16 protein-coding genes are annotated in these 16904 nt (G+C 61.3%); 6 read left to right on the plus strand and 10 right to left on the minus strand.

Translation table 11 applies throughout. The features are described 5' to 3' along the window. Positions 1 to 15: 15 nt before the first annotated feature. The 6 genes from BLR24_RS02975 to BLR24_RS03000 form a co-directional block, all read right to left on the minus strand. Positions 16 to 1233, minus strand: coding sequence for a M20 family metallopeptidase (locus tag BLR24_RS02975; RefSeq protein ID WP_093012320.1), 1218 nt, complete (start codon positions 1231 to 1233; stop codon positions 16 to 18). Then, complete coding sequence (locus tag BLR24_RS02980; protein WP_093012323.1) at positions 1230 to 2882, minus strand: dipeptide ABC transporter ATP-binding protein; 1653 nt, start codon at positions 2880 to 2882, stop codon at positions 1230 to 1232. Before BLR24_RS02980 ends, BLR24_RS02975 begins: the two co-directional genes overlap by 4 nt. A gap of 8 nt (positions 2883 to 2890) precedes the next feature. After that, the gene (locus tag BLR24_RS02985; RefSeq protein ID WP_093012326.1) at positions 2891 to 3787 is read right to left on the minus strand and encodes an ABC transporter permease; all 897 of its coding nucleotides are present in this window, start codon (positions 3785 to 3787) and stop codon (positions 2891 to 2893) included. Next, the gene (locus BLR24_RS02990; protein WP_093012329.1) at positions 3780 to 4727 is read right to left on the minus strand and encodes an ABC transporter permease; all 948 of its coding nucleotides are present in this window, start codon (positions 4725 to 4727) and stop codon (positions 3780 to 3782) included. Before BLR24_RS02990 ends, BLR24_RS02985 begins: the two co-directional genes overlap by 8 nt. Before the next feature lie 24 nt (positions 4728 to 4751). After that, positions 4752 to 6317: an ABC transporter substrate-binding protein gene (locus BLR24_RS02995; RefSeq protein ID WP_093012332.1), complete on the minus strand. Its 1566-nt coding sequence runs from the start codon at positions 6315 to 6317 to the stop codon at positions 4752 to 4754. Between the two features lie 546 nt (positions 6318 to 6863). After that, positions 6864 to 7784: a LysR family transcriptional regulator gene (locus BLR24_RS03000; RefSeq protein ID WP_093012335.1), complete on the minus strand. Its 921-nt coding sequence runs from the start codon at positions 7782 to 7784 to the stop codon at positions 6864 to 6866. Positions 7785 to 7865: 81 nt separating this feature from the next. On the opposite strand from BLR24_RS03000, the gene BLR24_RS03005 reads away from it, so the two are divergent. The 3 genes from BLR24_RS03005 to BLR24_RS03015 all read left to right on the plus strand — a co-directional run bounded on the left by BLR24_RS03005 (position 7866) and on the right by BLR24_RS03015 (position 9814). Beyond that, positions 7866 to 8786, plus strand: coding sequence for a carbon-nitrogen hydrolase family protein (locus tag BLR24_RS03005; RefSeq protein WP_093012338.1), 921 nt, complete (start codon positions 7866 to 7868; stop codon positions 8784 to 8786). A 10-nt stretch (positions 8787 to 8796) separates the two neighbouring features. After that, positions 8797 to 9537: a glutamine amidotransferase gene (locus BLR24_RS03010; protein ID WP_093012341.1), complete on the plus strand. Its 741-nt coding sequence runs from the start codon at positions 8797 to 8799 to the stop codon at positions 9535 to 9537. Positions 9538 to 9667: 130 nt separating this feature from the next. Beyond that, complete coding sequence (locus tag BLR24_RS03015; protein ID WP_217636281.1) at positions 9668 to 9814, plus strand: pyridoxal-phosphate dependent enzyme; 147 nt, start codon at positions 9668 to 9670, stop codon at positions 9812 to 9814. Between the two features lie 80 nt (positions 9815 to 9894). On the opposite strand, the gene BLR24_RS03020 is transcribed toward BLR24_RS03015, so the two are convergent. Further along, complete coding sequence (locus tag BLR24_RS03020; RefSeq protein WP_254787140.1) at positions 9895 to 10296, minus strand: hypothetical protein; 402 nt, start codon at positions 10294 to 10296, stop codon at positions 9895 to 9897. Between the two features lie 620 nt (positions 10297 to 10916). On the opposite strand from BLR24_RS03020, the gene BLR24_RS03035 reads away from it, so the two are divergent. From BLR24_RS03035 to BLR24_RS03045, 3 genes are all read left to right on the plus strand, one after another. Continuing rightward, complete coding sequence (locus BLR24_RS03035; protein WP_093012350.1) at positions 10917 to 11396, plus strand: SRPBCC family protein; 480 nt, start codon at positions 10917 to 10919, stop codon at positions 11394 to 11396. Then, positions 11393 to 12172: an SDR family NAD(P)-dependent oxidoreductase gene (locus tag BLR24_RS03040; protein ID WP_093012353.1), complete on the plus strand. Its 780-nt coding sequence runs from the start codon at positions 11393 to 11395 to the stop codon at positions 12170 to 12172. The genes BLR24_RS03035 and BLR24_RS03040 overlap by 4 nt, the downstream gene beginning before the upstream one ends. Positions 12173 to 12310: 138 nt before the next feature. Next, positions 12311 to 13231: a LysR family transcriptional regulator gene (locus BLR24_RS03045; RefSeq protein ID WP_217636272.1), complete on the plus strand. Its 921-nt coding sequence runs from the start codon at positions 12311 to 12313 to the stop codon at positions 13229 to 13231. Positions 13232 to 13677: 446 nt separating this feature from the next. Here the strand turns inward: BLR24_RS03045 and BLR24_RS03055 are convergent, their stop codons facing one another. From BLR24_RS03055 to BLR24_RS03065, 3 genes are read right to left on the minus strand one after another with little or no spacing between them, the layout of a single operon-like run. Next, positions 13678 to 13992 (minus strand): YciI family protein, encoded by a 315-nt coding sequence (locus BLR24_RS03055; protein WP_175543151.1) that lies wholly within the window; start codon positions 13990 to 13992, stop codon positions 13678 to 13680. A 27-nt stretch (positions 13993 to 14019) separates the two neighbouring features. Further along, the gene (locus tag BLR24_RS03060) at positions 14020 to 16386 is read right to left on the minus strand and encodes a xanthine dehydrogenase family protein molybdopterin-binding subunit (RefSeq protein ID WP_217636273.1); all 2367 of its coding nucleotides are present in this window, start codon (positions 16384 to 16386) and stop codon (positions 14020 to 14022) included. A gap of 14 nt (positions 16387 to 16400) precedes the next feature. Next, positions 16401 to 16895: a (2Fe-2S)-binding protein gene (locus tag BLR24_RS03065; protein WP_093012368.1), complete on the minus strand. Its 495-nt coding sequence runs from the start codon at positions 16893 to 16895 to the stop codon at positions 16401 to 16403. Positions 16896 to 16904: the final 9 nt, after the last annotated feature.

Genomic DNA, 16904 nt, shown 5'->3' on the forward strand with positions numbered 1-16904 from the left:
ATCGGAAATGGTGAGTTACTCGGTTCCGCAGATCTCGAGGATTGCGATCATGTAGATTCGGATCATGTCCAGGTAATCGGCAATGTCGACGCGTTCGTCGGGCATCGTGTTGTAGCGGCCGCCGGGACCGCAAACCACGCCTTCCATTCCGGCTGCCGCATACAAATGACCCGCGTCCGTTCCGAAGAACCCAGCGGGCTTGATGGCGCCAGTCGGTTGTTCCGTGCCGCGCACTTTCCTGAATGCCGCGTTGACGACCTTGACGATGCGAGAGTTCTTGTCGACCTCGAAGGGCGGCATGGTCGGGCGCCCCGTGTGCTTCTCGGCGAAGACGGTGGCTTTCAGACCATGATGCTCTTGCTCGAGCGTGTCCAGCAATCGCCGCAGGTCGCCCAAGGCATCGGCTTCGGTCTGGCCCGGTGCGTAGCGACACACGCCACGCAAGCGAACAAAGTCCGACACCTGCGGCGGACGCCATCCGTGCAGGTCCCTGCCTAGTGCGCCATTGACGATGCCGACGTGGCCGCGGTTGATCGATCGATGCTCCTCGCTCTTTGCGTTGCTGAAGGTCATGGCATTGATTCGCGGGATCAATGCGCACGCTGCCGCAATGGCATCAACTGCTTCTTCACGCTTGGACAGATGGCGAGTGACACCTGTCAACTCGATCGTGTACGACAGCGAGGCTGCGTGCATCGTTACCGCGGACAGGTCGGTCGGCTCGCTGTTGATGAAGTAGTCTGCACGTACGCCCTGCTGAATGGCCGCCAGTGTCCCGACGCCCCCCTGAAGCTCGCCGACCACGAAGGTGAGCACGACGTCGCCCTTGACCCTGACGCCGGCGTCGATCAATGTCTTCACCGCGCAGAAGTACGCAGCATCACCGGCCTTCATGTTCGACACACCGATGCCATAGATGAACTTGTCGTCCACCGTGCCGGCCCATGGGTCGACCGTCCACCCCTCCGAGACGGGGTTCGTGTCGAGATGGCCGTTGAACAGCAGGCTCTTTCCGCCGCCGGTGCCCTTCCAGGTGCCGATTGCGTTCACGCGGGTTTCGTTGACGGGGGTCAGAGCCGCCTCGAGGCCGAGGGAGCGCATCTGCTCGACCATGTATTGCGCCAGCACGCGCTCGTCATCGGTTTCTGGATAGCTTTTGTGCTGCACCATCCTGGCGAGAAACTCGAGGGCAGCGGACTCGTCAACACGGTCCAGCAACTGATCAACGTTCATGGGGCAACTTCCAATTCAGGAGCAAGGCTGGCGTAGTCGCCAACCGGAGTGGGTACGGCGTCGAGCAAGGAGCGCGTGTAGGCATGCCGCGATGGAGAATCCACCTCGGCGGTTTCGAGGAGGTCGACCAGGTCGCCCCGATACATGACGGCGATGCGATGGGCAATCTGGCGCACGAGGTTCAGGTCATGCGTAATGAACAGGTAGGCGGTGCCGAACTGCTTTTGCAACTCGATGAGAAGCTCAACCACCGACGCCTGCACGGAAACGTCGAGCGCCGAGGTAATCTCGTCGCAAATAACCAGTTTGGGACGTGACGCGAATGCGCGGGCAATTGCGACCCGTTGCTTCTCACCGCCCGAGAGCTGATGCGGGAAGCGGTTCATGTACTCACGCGGCAGGCGTACCTGTTCCAGGAGGTCGCCGATGATCTGCGTGTATTGGCCTGACGGGGTGTCGGTGTACAACTTCAACGGTCGCGACAGGATGTCTCGCACGCGTTGGCGCGGATTGAGCGAGGCGTCGGGGTGCTGGAAGATCATCTGCACATCCCGCCGGTAGAGCTTCCCCATGTCCTTCGCGCCGCTAATCTGTTTGCCTGCGAAGAAGAGCTGGCCCTCGAAAGGATTGAGGCCGGTCAGGGCCTTGGCCAGCGTCGACTTGCCGGAACCGGACTCACCCACCACGCCGAGAATCTCACCGGGCTTGACCGCAATGCTGATGGCACGGTTGCCGACGACGCTGGCTTTGCGCTTGCCGAGCAACCTGGCGAATGCCGAGACGCCGCCATAGGTCACGCTCAGCGCTTTGGCTTCGACCAACGCTTGGCCGCCGGTCTTTGGGGGGGCGCCAACGAGGCGGTGATCGGGCCGAGGCACGGCGCCGATCAGCCGCTTCGTATAGGGATCGGCTGGATGGGTGAACACCTGTTCCACGTCGCCTTGCTCGACGATGACGCCCTTGTGGATCACTGCCACCCGGTCGGCCACCTGGGAGACCAGTGCAAGGTCGTGCGAGATGTACAGTGAGGCAACGTGCGTTTCGGCCTGGAGCTCGGCGAAAAGATCAAGGATCTGCCTTCCAGTGATGACATCCAATGCGGTGGTCGGCTCGTCGAAGATGATGCATTCCGGCCTGCACGCGAAGGCTGTGGCGATCACGACGCGCTGCTTTTCTCCACCGGACGCTTCGTGTGGGTAACGGCGCATCATCCCCGTCGGGTCCTTGAGGCCGACGCGGTCGAGCATGGCAATGCCCTCCATGGCTGCCTGCTTGCGGGTCAGGTTGCGATGCCGGACCAACACTTCCGTCAGCTGCTCCCCGAGCGACAGGGTTGGATTCAGAGAGGTACTCGGATCCTGGAACACCATGCTGATGCGGCGCCCGCGAATGGAATCGATTTGCTTCGGAGTGACCTTCAATAGGTCTTCGCCGACCAGCTTGATGCTCCCGCTTGTCTCGATGGCGTTACCCGCGAGGTAGCGCATGATCGACCAGGCGAGCGAAGTCTTCCCGGAGCCGGACTCGCCAACGAGGCCGAGCACTTCGCCGCGATCGATCGTTAGGTTGAGATTGGCCAGTGCATGGAAGCGACCGTTCGGCGTCGCATAGTCGAGCGAGTAGTCTTTGACTTCAAGGACGTGATCCATGATAGGCCTCAGGTTTTGGGGTTGAGGGCATCACGAAGACCGTCGCCCAGAAGGTTGAAGCCGATGGCGACCATCGCCACGGCGGCGCTCGGCCAGAGGATCATCCAAGGGCTCAAGTGCATGAACTTGCGAGCCTCGGCGGCCATCAGGCCCCACTCGGACGCGGGAGGTTGTGCGCCTAAGCCGAGGAAGCTCAACGTCGCGAAAAGCATGACCGCGAAGGCCACGCGGATCGTCATCTCGACAACGACGGGCGCCACCACGTTCGGCAGCATCTCACGCAGGACGACGTACAGGCTTGATTCGCCGCGTGCGATTGCGGCACTGACGAAGTCCTGCTTGCGGATCGCCAGCGCCACGGAGCGGGTGATGCGGGTCATGCTCGGCACGAACGCGATGGCAATGGCCAGCACCGCATTGATCTCGCCCTTGCCCATCAGGTTGACGATGAGCAGCGCGAACAGCAGGCTCGGAATGGCCATGACAGCGTCGATCGTACGCATCACGATCTCGTCGAATCGACCGCCGAGGAAGGCGCACAAGGTTCCGATGAAGGCGCCGATCAAGCTGCCGATGGCAGTGGCCATGAACGCCAAAACGACCGTGGAGCGAGCGCCGTAGAGAATCCGGCTCAGCAAATCCCGTCCGTACTGGTCGGTGCCTAGCCAGTTTGCTGCGCTGGGTCCCTTGTAACGCGACAGCGGTGCCATGTCGTCGGGACTGTGAGGCGCCAGATAAGGGCCGAACAGCACCATCACCATGACGAGCCCGATGATCAGCATCCCCAGCTTGCCTTGCGGCGAGCGCATGAGGCGCGCGAAGAAATGGTTGGATCCGAGCTTTCCCGCCGAAGAAGACGCGACGCTGGGCTTTTCGCTCTGGAGCGGTGTGGCAATATCACTCATACTGAATCCTCTTGTCGAGCGCCGCGTAGGCCATATCAGCGACGAAGTTCACGACGCAATAGGTCGCGGCCATGATGAGGGCACCGGCCTGAATGGCGGGCAGATCACGGTTCTGGATGGCAACGATCAGTTGGCGTCCGATGCCTGGGAGGGCAAAGATTTCTTCAACGACGATGACACCACCTAGGAGGTAGCCCACATCAAGGGCAACGATCGTGATCGTGGGTAGAAGCGAGTTGCGCAAGCCGTGCTTGAAGAGGACCGCATGTTTCGACAGGCCCTTGAGACGGGCCGACCGGATGTAGTCCATGTGCAGCACATCAACCAGCTCGGAGCGGACCATCCGCGACACGTGCGCAATCAAGATAACCGAGACCGTGATCACAGGCAGCGCCAGATGCCGAAGTCCGCCGGAAAAGCTCTCCGAAAGCGGGATGTAGCCGGTCGCGGGAAGGATCTGCCAGAAGTCGGCGAAGACCAGCACCAGCAGCGTCGCCGTCACGAACTCTGGAAGCGACACGCCGACGTACGACACGACGCTCACAAGTACGTCGGCAATCTTGCCGCGGCGCACGGCCGCGATAATGCCCAGCGGGACGGCGATCATCAGCATGAAGCTGATCGACAGGAAGGCCAGGGTCAGCGAACGCCCCAACGCCTCCATCATCACCGGAGCGACGGCTTGTCCGGTGCGCATCGACTCGCCGAAGTCACCGCGGATCGCTCCGGTGAACCAATGCAGGTATTGCTGCCAAAGCGGGGCATCGAGACCCAACTGATCTCGCAACGCCTGCAGCGCATCGGGTGTGGCGTTTTCACCCAGCATCATCACCGCAGGATCGGCGGGCAACACCTGCGTAATGACGAAGACAAGGATCGACACGACGAGGAGCGTGTAGACGCTCAGTCCGATCCGTTTGAGGAAGTAGCTTAGCGACATGGTTGCTCCAAGCGAGGGCGCGCTTTAGGCGCGCTTCGGGGCGCCGTCGCCCAGCGAAACGTAGTCCAGACGGTAGACCAAGCCACGCGGGTTGACCTGGTAGCCTTCGACATAGCTGCGCTTGGCGCGAAGCAGATCGAAGTACACCGGAATGATGGAAGGCACTTCCTCCGTCATGAGTCTTTGCGCTTCGGCGTACAGCTCGGTGCGCTTCTTCGTGTCCGCCGTCGCGCGTGCGTCGGCCACCAGCTTGTCGAAGATCGCGTTGTTCCAGTGCGTCTCGTTCCAGGAAGCATTCGACGTGTACAACAGAGAGAAGATCGAATCGACGGTCGGCTGCATGTTGTAGAAGCCGACGTAGAAGTTGCCCTTCTTCCAGACCTGTTCCAGATAAGTGGCATGCGGCATCGTCTGCACATTGATGTTGAATCCAGCAGGCTTGGCCATTTCTCGAAGGGCAACGGCCATTTGCGTGCGGATCGACGGATTGTCGGAAGCGATCAGTGTGACGGTGAGGCCCTTGTCGTGGCCCGCTTCTGCCAGCAGCTTCTTCGCCTGCGCAATGTCCCGCTTGCGCTGCGGCAGTTCCCTGTAGAAGGGGTAGGAGGCACTAACGGGGTTGTCGTTCGCAACGGTGCCGTAGCCTTCGCCGACGAAATCCACCATCGCGGGGCGGTCGACGGTCAATGCAAGCGCCTGGCGGACCCGCACGTCGTTGAATGGCTTCTGGTTGCAGCCGAGATTGATGTTGCAGAACACGCCCGACGGCAGCTTCAGGGCGTTCACACCAGATGCAGCCTTTAAACGCGCGAACTCAGCGGGCTGCACCAGCGCCATCAGATCGGTATCGCCAGCGATCAGTGCGGAACCCTCGGCTGTCGCGTCTGGATATACCCGGACTTCAATGCGATCGAGGTAGGGGCGCGCCTTGTCGTAGTAAGCCTCGTTGCGCGCGACAACAACTATGCGCTCCGGCTCAAAGGTCACGAGCTTGAAGGGCCCGGTGCCGATGGCTTCGCGATTGAGTCTGCCCAAGCCTTTCTGCAGCACGGACGCCGGAACGATCTTGGCGCTCGGGAATGCCAGTGCGACGGGCAGATCCGCGTAGGGCGACGACAGGACGAACACCACGGTGCCCTTGTCAGGAGCGCTCACGCTCGCGATCGGGCCGATGTTCTGGCGACCCGGCGAGGCCGTCTTTGCGTCCAGGATGGCTTGGAAGCTTGCGACAACATCAGCAGACGTGCATGCCGAGCCGTCATGGAAAGCTAGTCCAGGGCGCAGCTTGAAGGTCCATTGGGTCAGATCGGGAGAACTGGTCCAGGACTGGGCGAGATCGGCCTCGGGGGCCATCGTCGGGCCAATCCGGGTGAGCCCTGAGTACAAGAGTTCGGCAACCAGGTACTCCGGCGTCACGCGCGCCACCAAGGGGTTCAGCTTGTTGACAGCCTGGTTGATGCTGACGCGCAGCGTGCCGCCGCGTTTTTGCGGGCCGGCAGCAAAGGCCGATGACATGGGAAGAGACAGCACAGCCAACGAGGCGGCGGCCCCGAAGAAATCGCGACGGTTCGCAGCAACAAGGGTGTTCATGTGGAATCGCTCAGTGGGTAGTTGCCCTCGGGAAGCGGAGTGCAAATGCGCTGGCAAACGGAGGTATCCGTCTCGCCATATGTATTACTATAAAGTTTATTGTTTTCTGCAGTAGAGGGAAAACAGCGTCTTGACAGATTGACTTTTTTCACATAGGCAACGAGATGCACTCCCTTCTTGGACGGCGCACTGCAACCACGTGGGCGACTAGGCGATGGGCATTTCGGTCTGCCACGCACGGCTGCGTCTCCCTCCAGAACCCACACTGAGGGGTAGCGGCAGATCGCGTCGGTTCTTGACGAAGCGTGGCCACGCCACCACCCCACGGGGCACTAGGGTGTTGCTGCGAAGGGCCGCGAGATTGACGGGGTCAATCACCGCCTGCGCAATGTGTTCTACCTACTGCTCCGGAGTCGGCCGCCAAGCGGGACGCAACCAATACATTGAGCATGACGTTCACGCTTTACGCGCGCTCACCGGCCCGCAACGAACCTTATTGAGTAGAAAAAGAAGTTGCCTCACTATCGCCAGTCGACGTCACAGCGCCTAGGACCAATGAGCAGCCTGGAGGACCTCAAGCAGTACGCGTCGCACTTCTGCGATGGCTGCATCGCGCAGTGCATCGGTTCGCCACCCGACTTCCACCGCGTAGCGCGGCATAGTCAACGGACAGGCAAACATCTGCAGTCCCGTTCGCGCCGCGATCGCCGAGGCGGCATGTTTGGGGATCGTCGCGATGGCGTCGCTGCCAAACAGAAGGTGAGGAAGCGCGGCGAAGTGCGTCGTCGAGGCGACCACGCGGCGCGGTCGCCCGATGGCCGCAAGCACCTCGTCCACCACGCCGATGAAGCCGCCGGAGGAAATGAGCAAGTGGTCTCTGCGGACGTACTCCGGCAAGGTCAGTCCTCGTGTGGACGGTGCATACGCAGGATCCATAAGGCACGCGTAGAGGCCCTGGCCAATCGCCTCGTGGCCAAGCAGACGCGAGGATAGGCCGCCCGACACCACGGCGACGTCGGCGAGCCGCGCTTGCAGCATGTTGCCCACCACCAGGCTGTGCGTCTGGCGGAACGCCAACCGCAATCCGGGTGCCCGGGCCGCCACCGCATCGATGAACAGCCGTCCGAACGCAACCTCGAAGTCGTCTGACAAGCCGACAACGATCGAGCGGCCGTGGAAGTCATTGCCACCGCTGCGGCTCATGGACAAGCTCTGGCGACACTTGTTGAGCCCCTCGCTGATCAGAGGTTTGAGCTCTTGCGCCCTTAGCGTCGGCACCAGCCCGCGGCCGGTGCGAGTAAAGAGTTGATCGCCATAGGTCTTGCGCAGCCGTGCAAGGGCCGCGCTCACAGCCGATTGAGTCAGCCCCAATCTCACCCCCGCTCGCGTAGCGCCGCCCTCTTCGTACAGGGCTTCGAAGACCTTCAGAATGTTCAGATCAACAGCGCTGATATCAATCATGGTCATATCAATCACAAACAGAACGGTGTTGATTGATTTTGCCGTGGATTCAATACTCGCAATATTCCTTCACACCTTCGATCTCCCATGGCCAAAACCAAAGTAGCCGCGCTTCAAGTCGGTGCTCTTCCCACTGGCAAAAAAGCGACCCTGGACCTCGTGCTGGGTTTCGAGGAAAAGATCATTGAATCCGGCGCGTCCGTGGTGGTGATGCCAGAAGCACTGCTGGGGGGCTACCCGAAGGGCGAGATCTTCGGCACGCGCCTAGGCTATCGGCTTCCGGAGGGGCGTGAGGCCTATGGCCGCTACTACTCCAATGCCATCGACGTTCCCGGGCCGGAAACAGATGCGCTCGCGGATCTCTCGCGCCGGGCAAAGGCGAGTCTGGTGGTCGGCGTGATCGAGCGCGGCGGCAACACCCTCTATTGCTCCGCCCTGTTCTTCGAGCCTGAGAGCGGGCTGATGGCCAAGCATCGCAAGCTGATGCCGACCGGCACCGAACGCCTGATTTGGGGCCAAGGCGACGGCTCAACGCTTCCGATCGTTGATTCAGCCGCAGGTCGCCTGGGTGCAGCCATCTGTTGGGAGAACCACATGCCGCTGCTGCGGACAGCGATGTATGCGAAGGGGGTGCAGATCTGGTGTGCACCGACGGTGGACGAGCGCGATGTCTGGCAATGTTCCATGCGCCACATCGCGCACGAGGGACGCTCCTTCGTGATCAGTGCGTGTCAAGTGCAGCAGTCCCCGTCCCAGCTTGGAATCGAGGTGCCGAATTGGGAGCCATCCCGCCCCCTGATTCGCGGAGGCAGCCTGATCGTCGGACCGTACGGCGATGTGTTGGCTGGTCCCCTCTTCAACGAGGTCGGGCTGGTCGTGGCCGAGATCGATACCGAGGAACTAGTGCGCGCGCGCTACGACTTCGACGTGGTGGGGCACTACGCACGACCGGACGTTTTCACATTGAGCGTGGACACGAGGCAGAAGCGCCCAGTCGAATTCAACTGAGCCTGCGGCAATGAGCGCACAGTTGCCGATGTTGATCGTCCAGATGGGACGCCCGCCGCACGACGTGAGTGAAGTGCTAGGCGAACAACCGGACTGGTTTCTCGCCGCGCTCGCTCCCGCGAACCTCGACGTGCTGGTGGTGCGCCCGCACATGGGCGAGCCGTTGCCGCAACCGGGCAGCTTTGCTGGCGCGGTCGTTACTGGCTCATGGCACATGGTGACCGATCTCCATGACTGGAGTGAACGCACGGCCGAGTGGATCCGCCAGCTGGTTGCTGCGGATGTGCCACTGCTCGGCGTCTGCTACGGACATCAGCTCATGGCCCACGCCCTTGGCGGGCTTGTGGGCTACCACCCGCGAGGTCGGGAACTGGGCCTCCAGACCATCCGACTGTTGCAGGAGAGCATCAACGACCCCCTCCTGGCACACATCCCCGGCGAGTTTCCGGCGCTACTGACGCACGCACAGACGGTCCTGGTCAAACCACCCGGCGCTGTGGTCCTAGGTGCCTCGGACCATGACGAAAATCAGATTCTTCGCTACGGCCCGAATGCCTTTTCCATTCAGTTTCATCCGGAGTTCACGCCGGCGATCATGTCGGTGTGCATCCAGCGACGCAGAACCATCCTCGAACAAGAAGGCGCAGGCGTCGAACGGCTGCTCCTTAACCTTGCGCCTACGCCCGATGCTCACGCGATTCTCATGAAGTTCGCCACCACAGCCGCACAGGTGTCGGCTGACTTTCGGTAACCGAGGCGAACTCCAGCGCGCGGGATCCATCAGGTGCGCGATAGCCGTTGTGGACGTCCTTATCCTTATCGATGCAACAACGAATGCCTATGATCCAGCCCCCCTCTTTCATCGGAATCAGCTCTGAGCAATTGGAAATACACCCGTCGTAAGACTTCGGAGGGTGGTACCGGAGGGCAGTGCATCTGTATACGTGAAGTTGGAGTACTTCAATCCAACTAGTTCATACGAAGATCGCATGGCGAAGACGATGGCCGCAACGGCGTCAACCTCTTGATCATCGGGCCGCTGGGCGGCGATCACACGTATCCTTGACGGACGGCAACTCAACGTTTTAGGGCGCCACTAGGGCATGCGTCACTTGGACTGCAGCTGTGCTCCGACGAACGCCAGCAGGTAGCGCTCGGGTCGATCAACGCAGAACCTTGTGATCATCTGCTCGATGAAGTCTGGCGGCACGCCCTCGGTGAACTTCATCGTCGCCGTCAGCCGCTGCAAGCAGATTTCCTGGACGTCTTCAGAGATCGTTGGCAAGGCGTGCCCGCAGTGCTTCGTGGCCTGGAAGGCGACCAGCAGAACGTGGATCGGCACCTCAAGCTGCAGCATGTCGACCCCGTAGCGAGGGAACACGAGGATGGAGGCCAGCAGGTTCGGCTGCTGGACGTAGATTTCGTCAGCCAGCTCAACCTTCTGTTGCGCGCTCATGCGGTCGAGGTCGATGTTCGCCCGGACCATCACGGCCTGCGTGAGCAAGGTCATCGAATGCAATCGCGCAGCCCCATACACAGCGGCGCCACCCACAGCCGGTGCGTTAGCCGTTGGCGGACGCTCTGGCATCGCTCCTGCTGAACCAGAATGCCCACAACCAGCAGTCGGCGCTCGACGCAGGTGCGACCTGCACGGCCTCGCCGCGGATTGTCAGGCAGGCCGAGGAGCTCATGCTGCGGCGGCTGTGAGCCCACGTTTCGGTGAACGACCTTTGCATCGAATGCGGCGTGTCTCGCCGCACGCTGTTCGCCGCCTTTCAGTCTTGCCACGGTGTAGGTCCGATGACGTGGCTGCGAGAACGGCGGTTGGAAGCGGCGCGGGGCGCGCTGTAAAAGCCGAGCCGCGGCGGAATTCGCGTGGCCGACATCGCTCTCGAGTACGGCTTCACCCATGTCGGCGACTTTGCCGGGGCGCATCGCCGGCAATTTGGCGAGGCGCCATCACAGACGTTGAGGCGCGGCTGGGCATACGCCTGAGACTCCAGCCTGCCATAGCTTTTCGGCATCACGGCCCTGCGCGAATGGTATTTGCCGCGCGGATGACGCGAGCCTAACCTTCCGGTCATTCGAAACGGAGGTCCTACGTGACTGTTTTCAAGATCGAGAGATGCCATGGCACTTGACATAGCCGGTGAGTACGTCGTTCCGGCCTCCCGGGCGACCGTGTATTCCGCGATGAACGATCCCGCGATCCTGAAGCAGTGCATCCCAGGCTGCGAAGAGATCGAGGAGAGATCCGACGGCGAATTCGCCGCGATTGTGCGTTTCGAGTTCGGACCGCTGAAGGCGCGATTCAGGGGCAAGGTCCGCCTCTTCGATCGAGATCCGCCCAATGGCTATCGACTGGTCGGCGAGGGCGAGGGAGGCGTTGCAGGCTTTGCCAAGAGTTCAGCCGTCGTGGCCCTGGAAGACACCCCGACCGGGACAAAGTTGACCTACCAGCTCGAAGCGAATGTCGGCGGCAAGATCGCTCAGCTCGGGCAACGCTTGCTCATGTCGACGACTAAAAAGATGGCCGATCAGTTCTTCCAGAATCTGGTGGCGGCGTTGACTGAACCGGTTCGTACAGAGCTGGAAGCGAAGCCGCAATGAAATCCGAAGAGCCACTGATTCCCCAGCTTCCTTCGTTCGATTTGCACGGCAAACGCGCGCTTGTCACGGGCGCCGGGCGTGGAATCGGATTCGCGGCCGCTTTCACGTTGGCCGCGGCCGGCGCCCACGTGGTGCTGGCAGCGCGGACCCGCGCTGAGATCGAAGCCGCCGCATTGAGGATCCGGGAGCTCGGCCACCGAGCGGACACGCTCACAGTGGATGTCGCCGATCTGGAGGTCATGGCCAAGGCAATGTCGGAAGCCGAGCCGTTCAACATCTTGGTGAACAACGCCGGGACCAATCGGCCGGCGGCTGTGCTCGATGTCGAGCCGGCTGACTTCGACACGGTCTTCAACCTGAACGTCCGCGCGGCCTTCTTCGTGGCCCAGGCGTTCGCCAAAAGGCTGGTCAACCTGGGTCGACCGGGTTCCATCATCAACATGTCGTCGCAGATGGGACATGTCGGGGCCGCAAGGCGTGCGGTGTATTGCGCGTCCAAGCACGCGGTCGAAGGATTCACTAAAGCGATGGCGATCGAACTTGGACCTCACGGCATACGCGTCAACTCCCTCGCCGCCACCTTCATCGAAACTCCGATGACCCGACCGTTCCTGGCCAATGAGGACTTCAAGTCCGAAGTGCTGCAGAAGATCAAGCTAGGAAGGCTCGGACAGGTGACTGATCTGACGGGCGGGATACTGTTCCTCGCTTCAGACGCATCCAGCCTGATGACGGGAAGTTCACTCGTCATCGATGGCGGCTGGACCGCGGATTAAAGTTTTCGGGTTGCAGCACAGCGGCGCCCATCGCCTATGTCCGAAGGCGCCGAACCAAGCATGCAAAGCGGTACACGCATTGTCGAGTATTCTGCGGCTGGCAAAGTCCTCGCATCGCCTACCCGCTCCCAACTCGACATGAATCTGCGGCAGCTCCAATACTTCCTCCAAATCGCGGAGTTGCGCAGCTTCACACGCGCCTCGCAGGTGCTGCACATCGCGCAGCCGGCGCTGTCGCGCCAAATTCGTGGCCTGGAGGAGGACATCGGCGCGCCCCTCTTCAACCGGACGACCCATGGGATCACGCTGACCGAGCAAGGCCGGGCGCTGGTGGACCGCGGAAGTGCGCTGCTGCAACAGTTCAAGCGCCTGCGCGACGAGGTGGCAACCCCAGGGATACCGCAGGGCGATCTGGCGGTAGGGATGCCTCCGGCGCTGCGCGAAATGCTGACGCGCCCCCTGCTGGCGGCCTACTGCCGCGCGCACCCGAACGTCAACCTGCACATCCACGAAGGAATCAGCATCGACCTCGCCAGCCTCGTGCAGCGAAACAGGCTGGATTGTGCTGTTCTCGTCGATCTCGGCGACCTGCCAGGCTTCGCGAAGATTCCACTTGCAAGGGAACAGTTGTTCCTTGTCGGCCCACGCGGGGAGAAGCTGGATGTTCGCAAGGCGGTTCCGTTGAAGATGGCTGCGGGCAAGCCGCTGATCCTCACGAACCGGTTGAACAATTTCCGACTCGCGATCGAGGATGCACTGGCGAAGCAGGATCTGCCTCCGACCATCGTGTGCGACAGCAATTCCACCAGCATGATTGTGGACCTCGTGACGGATGGTCTCGGCTTCAGCATCCTACCTTCCTCCGCCATCGATGCCGCACTGCGTGCGCGCAAGCTTTCAGCGGCGCCGATCGAGGAACTGTCCATCAATTGGGCCGTCGTTTATCCCTTGAATGCCGACCTGACAGCGGCCGGTTCCGCCTTCACGAATCTGCTGTACGAACTCGCGAAGGAACGGATCGCGAGCGGCGCGTGGCCCAGCGCCGAACTCCTGCGTTAGGGCAGCAGCTCTCCATCGGTTGGGGGGCAGTGAGGACGAATTGGTGTCCTGCAGAGACAGACAGCGATCTCCGGATTCCCAGAGGGAGAAGCGCTTTGCCTAGACGTCCTGGATCTTGGCCAGCTTACCGACCTAGGTTCGCCTAGCAGCGTCCGTCCTCGAAGGCAAAATGCGCGACCAGCGTGCGGGCGCGAATCGCATCGAAAGGATCGCGTTCAATGGAGCGTCAGCGGGCGAACGACGGGAGGCGAGAACTCGCAACCCACCATTGCCCGAGCAAAGAAGTAGTCATTCCGTGCGGACTCGCTGGCACGGTCCAGATCGAGGCGACCGTTCTGGTCGCAGGGGAAAGCGAAGTCTCGGCCGGATTTGATTAGGGACTCGAAGCGCACTTCATACTCGCTTCGCTCTTGTGTCATCTGCAACATATCGGCCTCCTTGGTCGCCTACTGTTGTCGGTTTGCCTGGAGCCCACGGTTATCCGTCTTTTTGATGAAGCCTTCCACGGACACAGACTCCCAGACACCTGCCCTGTGATACGGGTCGGCTTCGATGAAGGCCCTGGCGGCGCCCATGTCGGCCGCCTCGACCAGGTACGCACTGCCTGTCACTGTCACAGCGTCCTGGGCGACCAGAGGACCGGAAATGAGAATCTCGGCGGCCTTCCCGGTCTCGGCAAGGTAGCCCTGGTGCGCCTGGAAGTTTCGCCTGCGCAGCTCAGGCCCTCCAGGCTGGTCGATGCAGCGAATCAGGAAATGCATACCCATCCTCATGTATTGCCTTCGCACTCAGCGGGCCCTAGCTGCCTCGTTCTTCGCATCGATCGCTGCAAGGATGCGTTCGGCGGTCATCGGCATGTGCGTCATTCGCACGCCAATGGCATCGAAGATGGCATTGCCGATCGCCGGCGCAGTGGGCGCGATCGTGGCTTCGCAAAACCCCTTGGCTTGGAAGGGGCCGTCCGGCTGAGGAATTTCGACGATATGCGTCGACACTCCTGCATTGGGGGGGGCGTCCTTGGCCGTGGGGAACCTGTAGCTTTCGAGGTCTGCATTGCGGATCGCTCCCGACTCCAGCTGCAGCTCCTCGTATAGCGCGCCACCCAGTCCCATCGTCAACGCGGCATGCATCTGTCCTTCGCATGACATGGGATTGATCGCGCGGCCGACGTCATTAGCGATAGCGATCCTCTCGAGCCGCACCTGGCCCGTCTCGATGTTCACGGCGACTTCCACTGCTTGCGCTGCTCTCGTGCAGAACGAAAAGATTCTTCTCAAGCCGTCGTCACCGCATTTGCCGGTTTCAGGATCCACCTTGCTGGCGGAAACGTAGAAGGTTGCCTTTCCAAGCAGTTCACCACCAGTGGGCAGGAAAGAGCCGGTGAAGTACGGTGTCCGGAACAGGTCCTTCACACGTACGAATCGCTCGGGTTCGCCCTTGACAAACACCTTCATGTCAGCCAACTCCAGGTCACCGGCGTCGGCCTCAAGCACCGGCGCGGCCAGCTTGAAGACCTGCAGCTTCACGTCGTCGCACGCCATCAGCACCGCATTGCCGCCTGCAAAGGTCAATCGGCTCGAACCGGAGAGCTGGTCGTAGGGGGTGACCCAAGTGTCGATCTGCGCCGTTCGCACACGGGCCGGGTCCACCTGCAGCGCCTCCGCAGCCAATTGGATGAACGTCGTGCTGCTCCCCTGACCCATGTTCCCTGCGCTGTGCCGGATCTCCACCGTCTCGTCGTTGTGAATTTTCACGAACGCAGTGGATGCGGACGGCGCGATGCTGTCCTTATTGGCGATCGCCAGCCCGCGGCCTCTGCGCCATGGCCCATCTTTCCTGACGAAATCGGAGCCCCAGCCAATCGCCGTGGTGATCTCGCGGATCAGTTCTTCGCCGGCCACGGAGTGTTGGTTTTCCCCCGCCGTATTTATTTCTCCTTCGACAAGCACGTTCTTCAACCTGATCGCAACGGGATCTATGCCAATCGCATGCGCCAGTTCGTCCATGTGCGACTCGAGGGCCCAGTGGATCTGCGTGTTGCCGAAACCTCGGTATGCGACGCCTGGCGGCTGGTTCGTATAGACAACATAGTTGTCTAGCTTGAAGTTCGGGAAGCGATACGAGCCAAGCGGCCCGTAGCTAGCCTGCCGGGTGACCAGGAAACCGTGCTGCGCGTAGGCGCCCCCATTCACCAGGACGAACATTTCGCAGGAAACGATCGCGCCATCCTTCTTGACGCCCGTCTTGAGCTTGATCTCGAAAGGATGCTGCACACCCGCCCAGCAGAGCGACTCCTCCTGCGTGTACTCGATCTTGATGGGCCTGTGCCCTGCCGCCTTCGAAAGCACGGCGCAAAGCCCTTCGGACTTCATCTCGATTTTGCCGCCGAAGCCGCCGCCGACGTACTTGGGAATAATGACGCGGATCTTCGAGTGGGGCAGGTCGAGCGCTTCGCTGATCTGGTTGAGGAGACAGTACGCAGCCTGGGAAGAAGACCAGACAGTCACGTTTCCGTCACCGTCCCACAGCGAGACAGAGTTGTGACGCTCCATCGGCGCATGGGCAATCATCGCGTTTGTATAGGTGCTCTCTACAATCCTGTCGGCCTGCTCGAAACCTACCGTCACGTCGCCGCTCCGTATCCTGTAATACCCGAAGGCGTTGGGATGGTCCGGGTTGTATTGCTCGGGCCCGATCGGCACGCGCCGGTAGCCGGCCTGCTCCTCGTGAATGATGGTCGGCGGGTCGCTGCGAAACGCCTCGTGTACGTCGAAGACGGCCGGCAAGTCCTCGTACTCGATCTCGATCAGATCGCATGCCTCTTCGGCGATTGCTTCACTCTCTGCCGCAACCGCGACAACAGGCTCGCCGATGTAGCGGACTTTCGTCCTGGCCAGGAGTGGCTCGTCGTAGCAGCCGAATCCGAACAGCGTCTGCGGGCAGTCCGTATCGACGATGACGGCATGGACTCCGGCGAGCGCCTTGGCCTTGCTCGTGTCGACGCGGACCAGCTTCGCGTGGGGCCGGGTGCTGCGTTTGATCTTCGCCCACAGCATCCGCGGCATTTCCAAGTCCATCGCGAACTTGCCGGACCCGGTAACTTTCCCGATGCCCTCTTCTCGCTGGATGTTTTTTCCGATCGCAATGGTTTCCATGACCTTACCCCGCATCACTGAGATTGAGCGAGAGGGTTGGATCCCCGCGCAGTCGCCGCCGCAGCCTGGATGGCCTCGACGATCTTGACGTAGCCGGTGCACCGACAAAGGTTGCCGCGTATCGCGTCGCGAATCTCCGCCTCTGAAGGATTCGGATTGGCGGCGAGCAGTGCCTTGGCGGTCATGATCATCCCCGGGGTGCACCATCCACACTGGAAAGCTCCATGCTCGAGGAAGGCCTGCTGCAGCGGATGCAGGTTCTGCGCATTGCCGATGCCTTCGATCGTCTCGACCGAATGGTTTCCCACCTGCATGGCGAGCACGAGACAGCTGCGGACCGGCATGCCGTTCACGAGCACGGTGCAGGCCCCGCAGATTCCCTCGCCGCAGGTTTCCTTGGTCCCGGTCATCCCGAGATCGAGGCGCAGCATGTCCTTCAGGAGCGTGTTCGGTTCCACGTCCCGCCGACAGGTCTTGCCGTTCAGTTCAAATTCGAGATTCCGGCTCATTCTTGTCTC

It is taken from the genome of Variovorax sp. OV700 (genome assembly GCF_900099805.1).
GTDB lineage: Bacteria > Pseudomonadota > Gammaproteobacteria > Burkholderiales > Burkholderiaceae_C > Variovorax.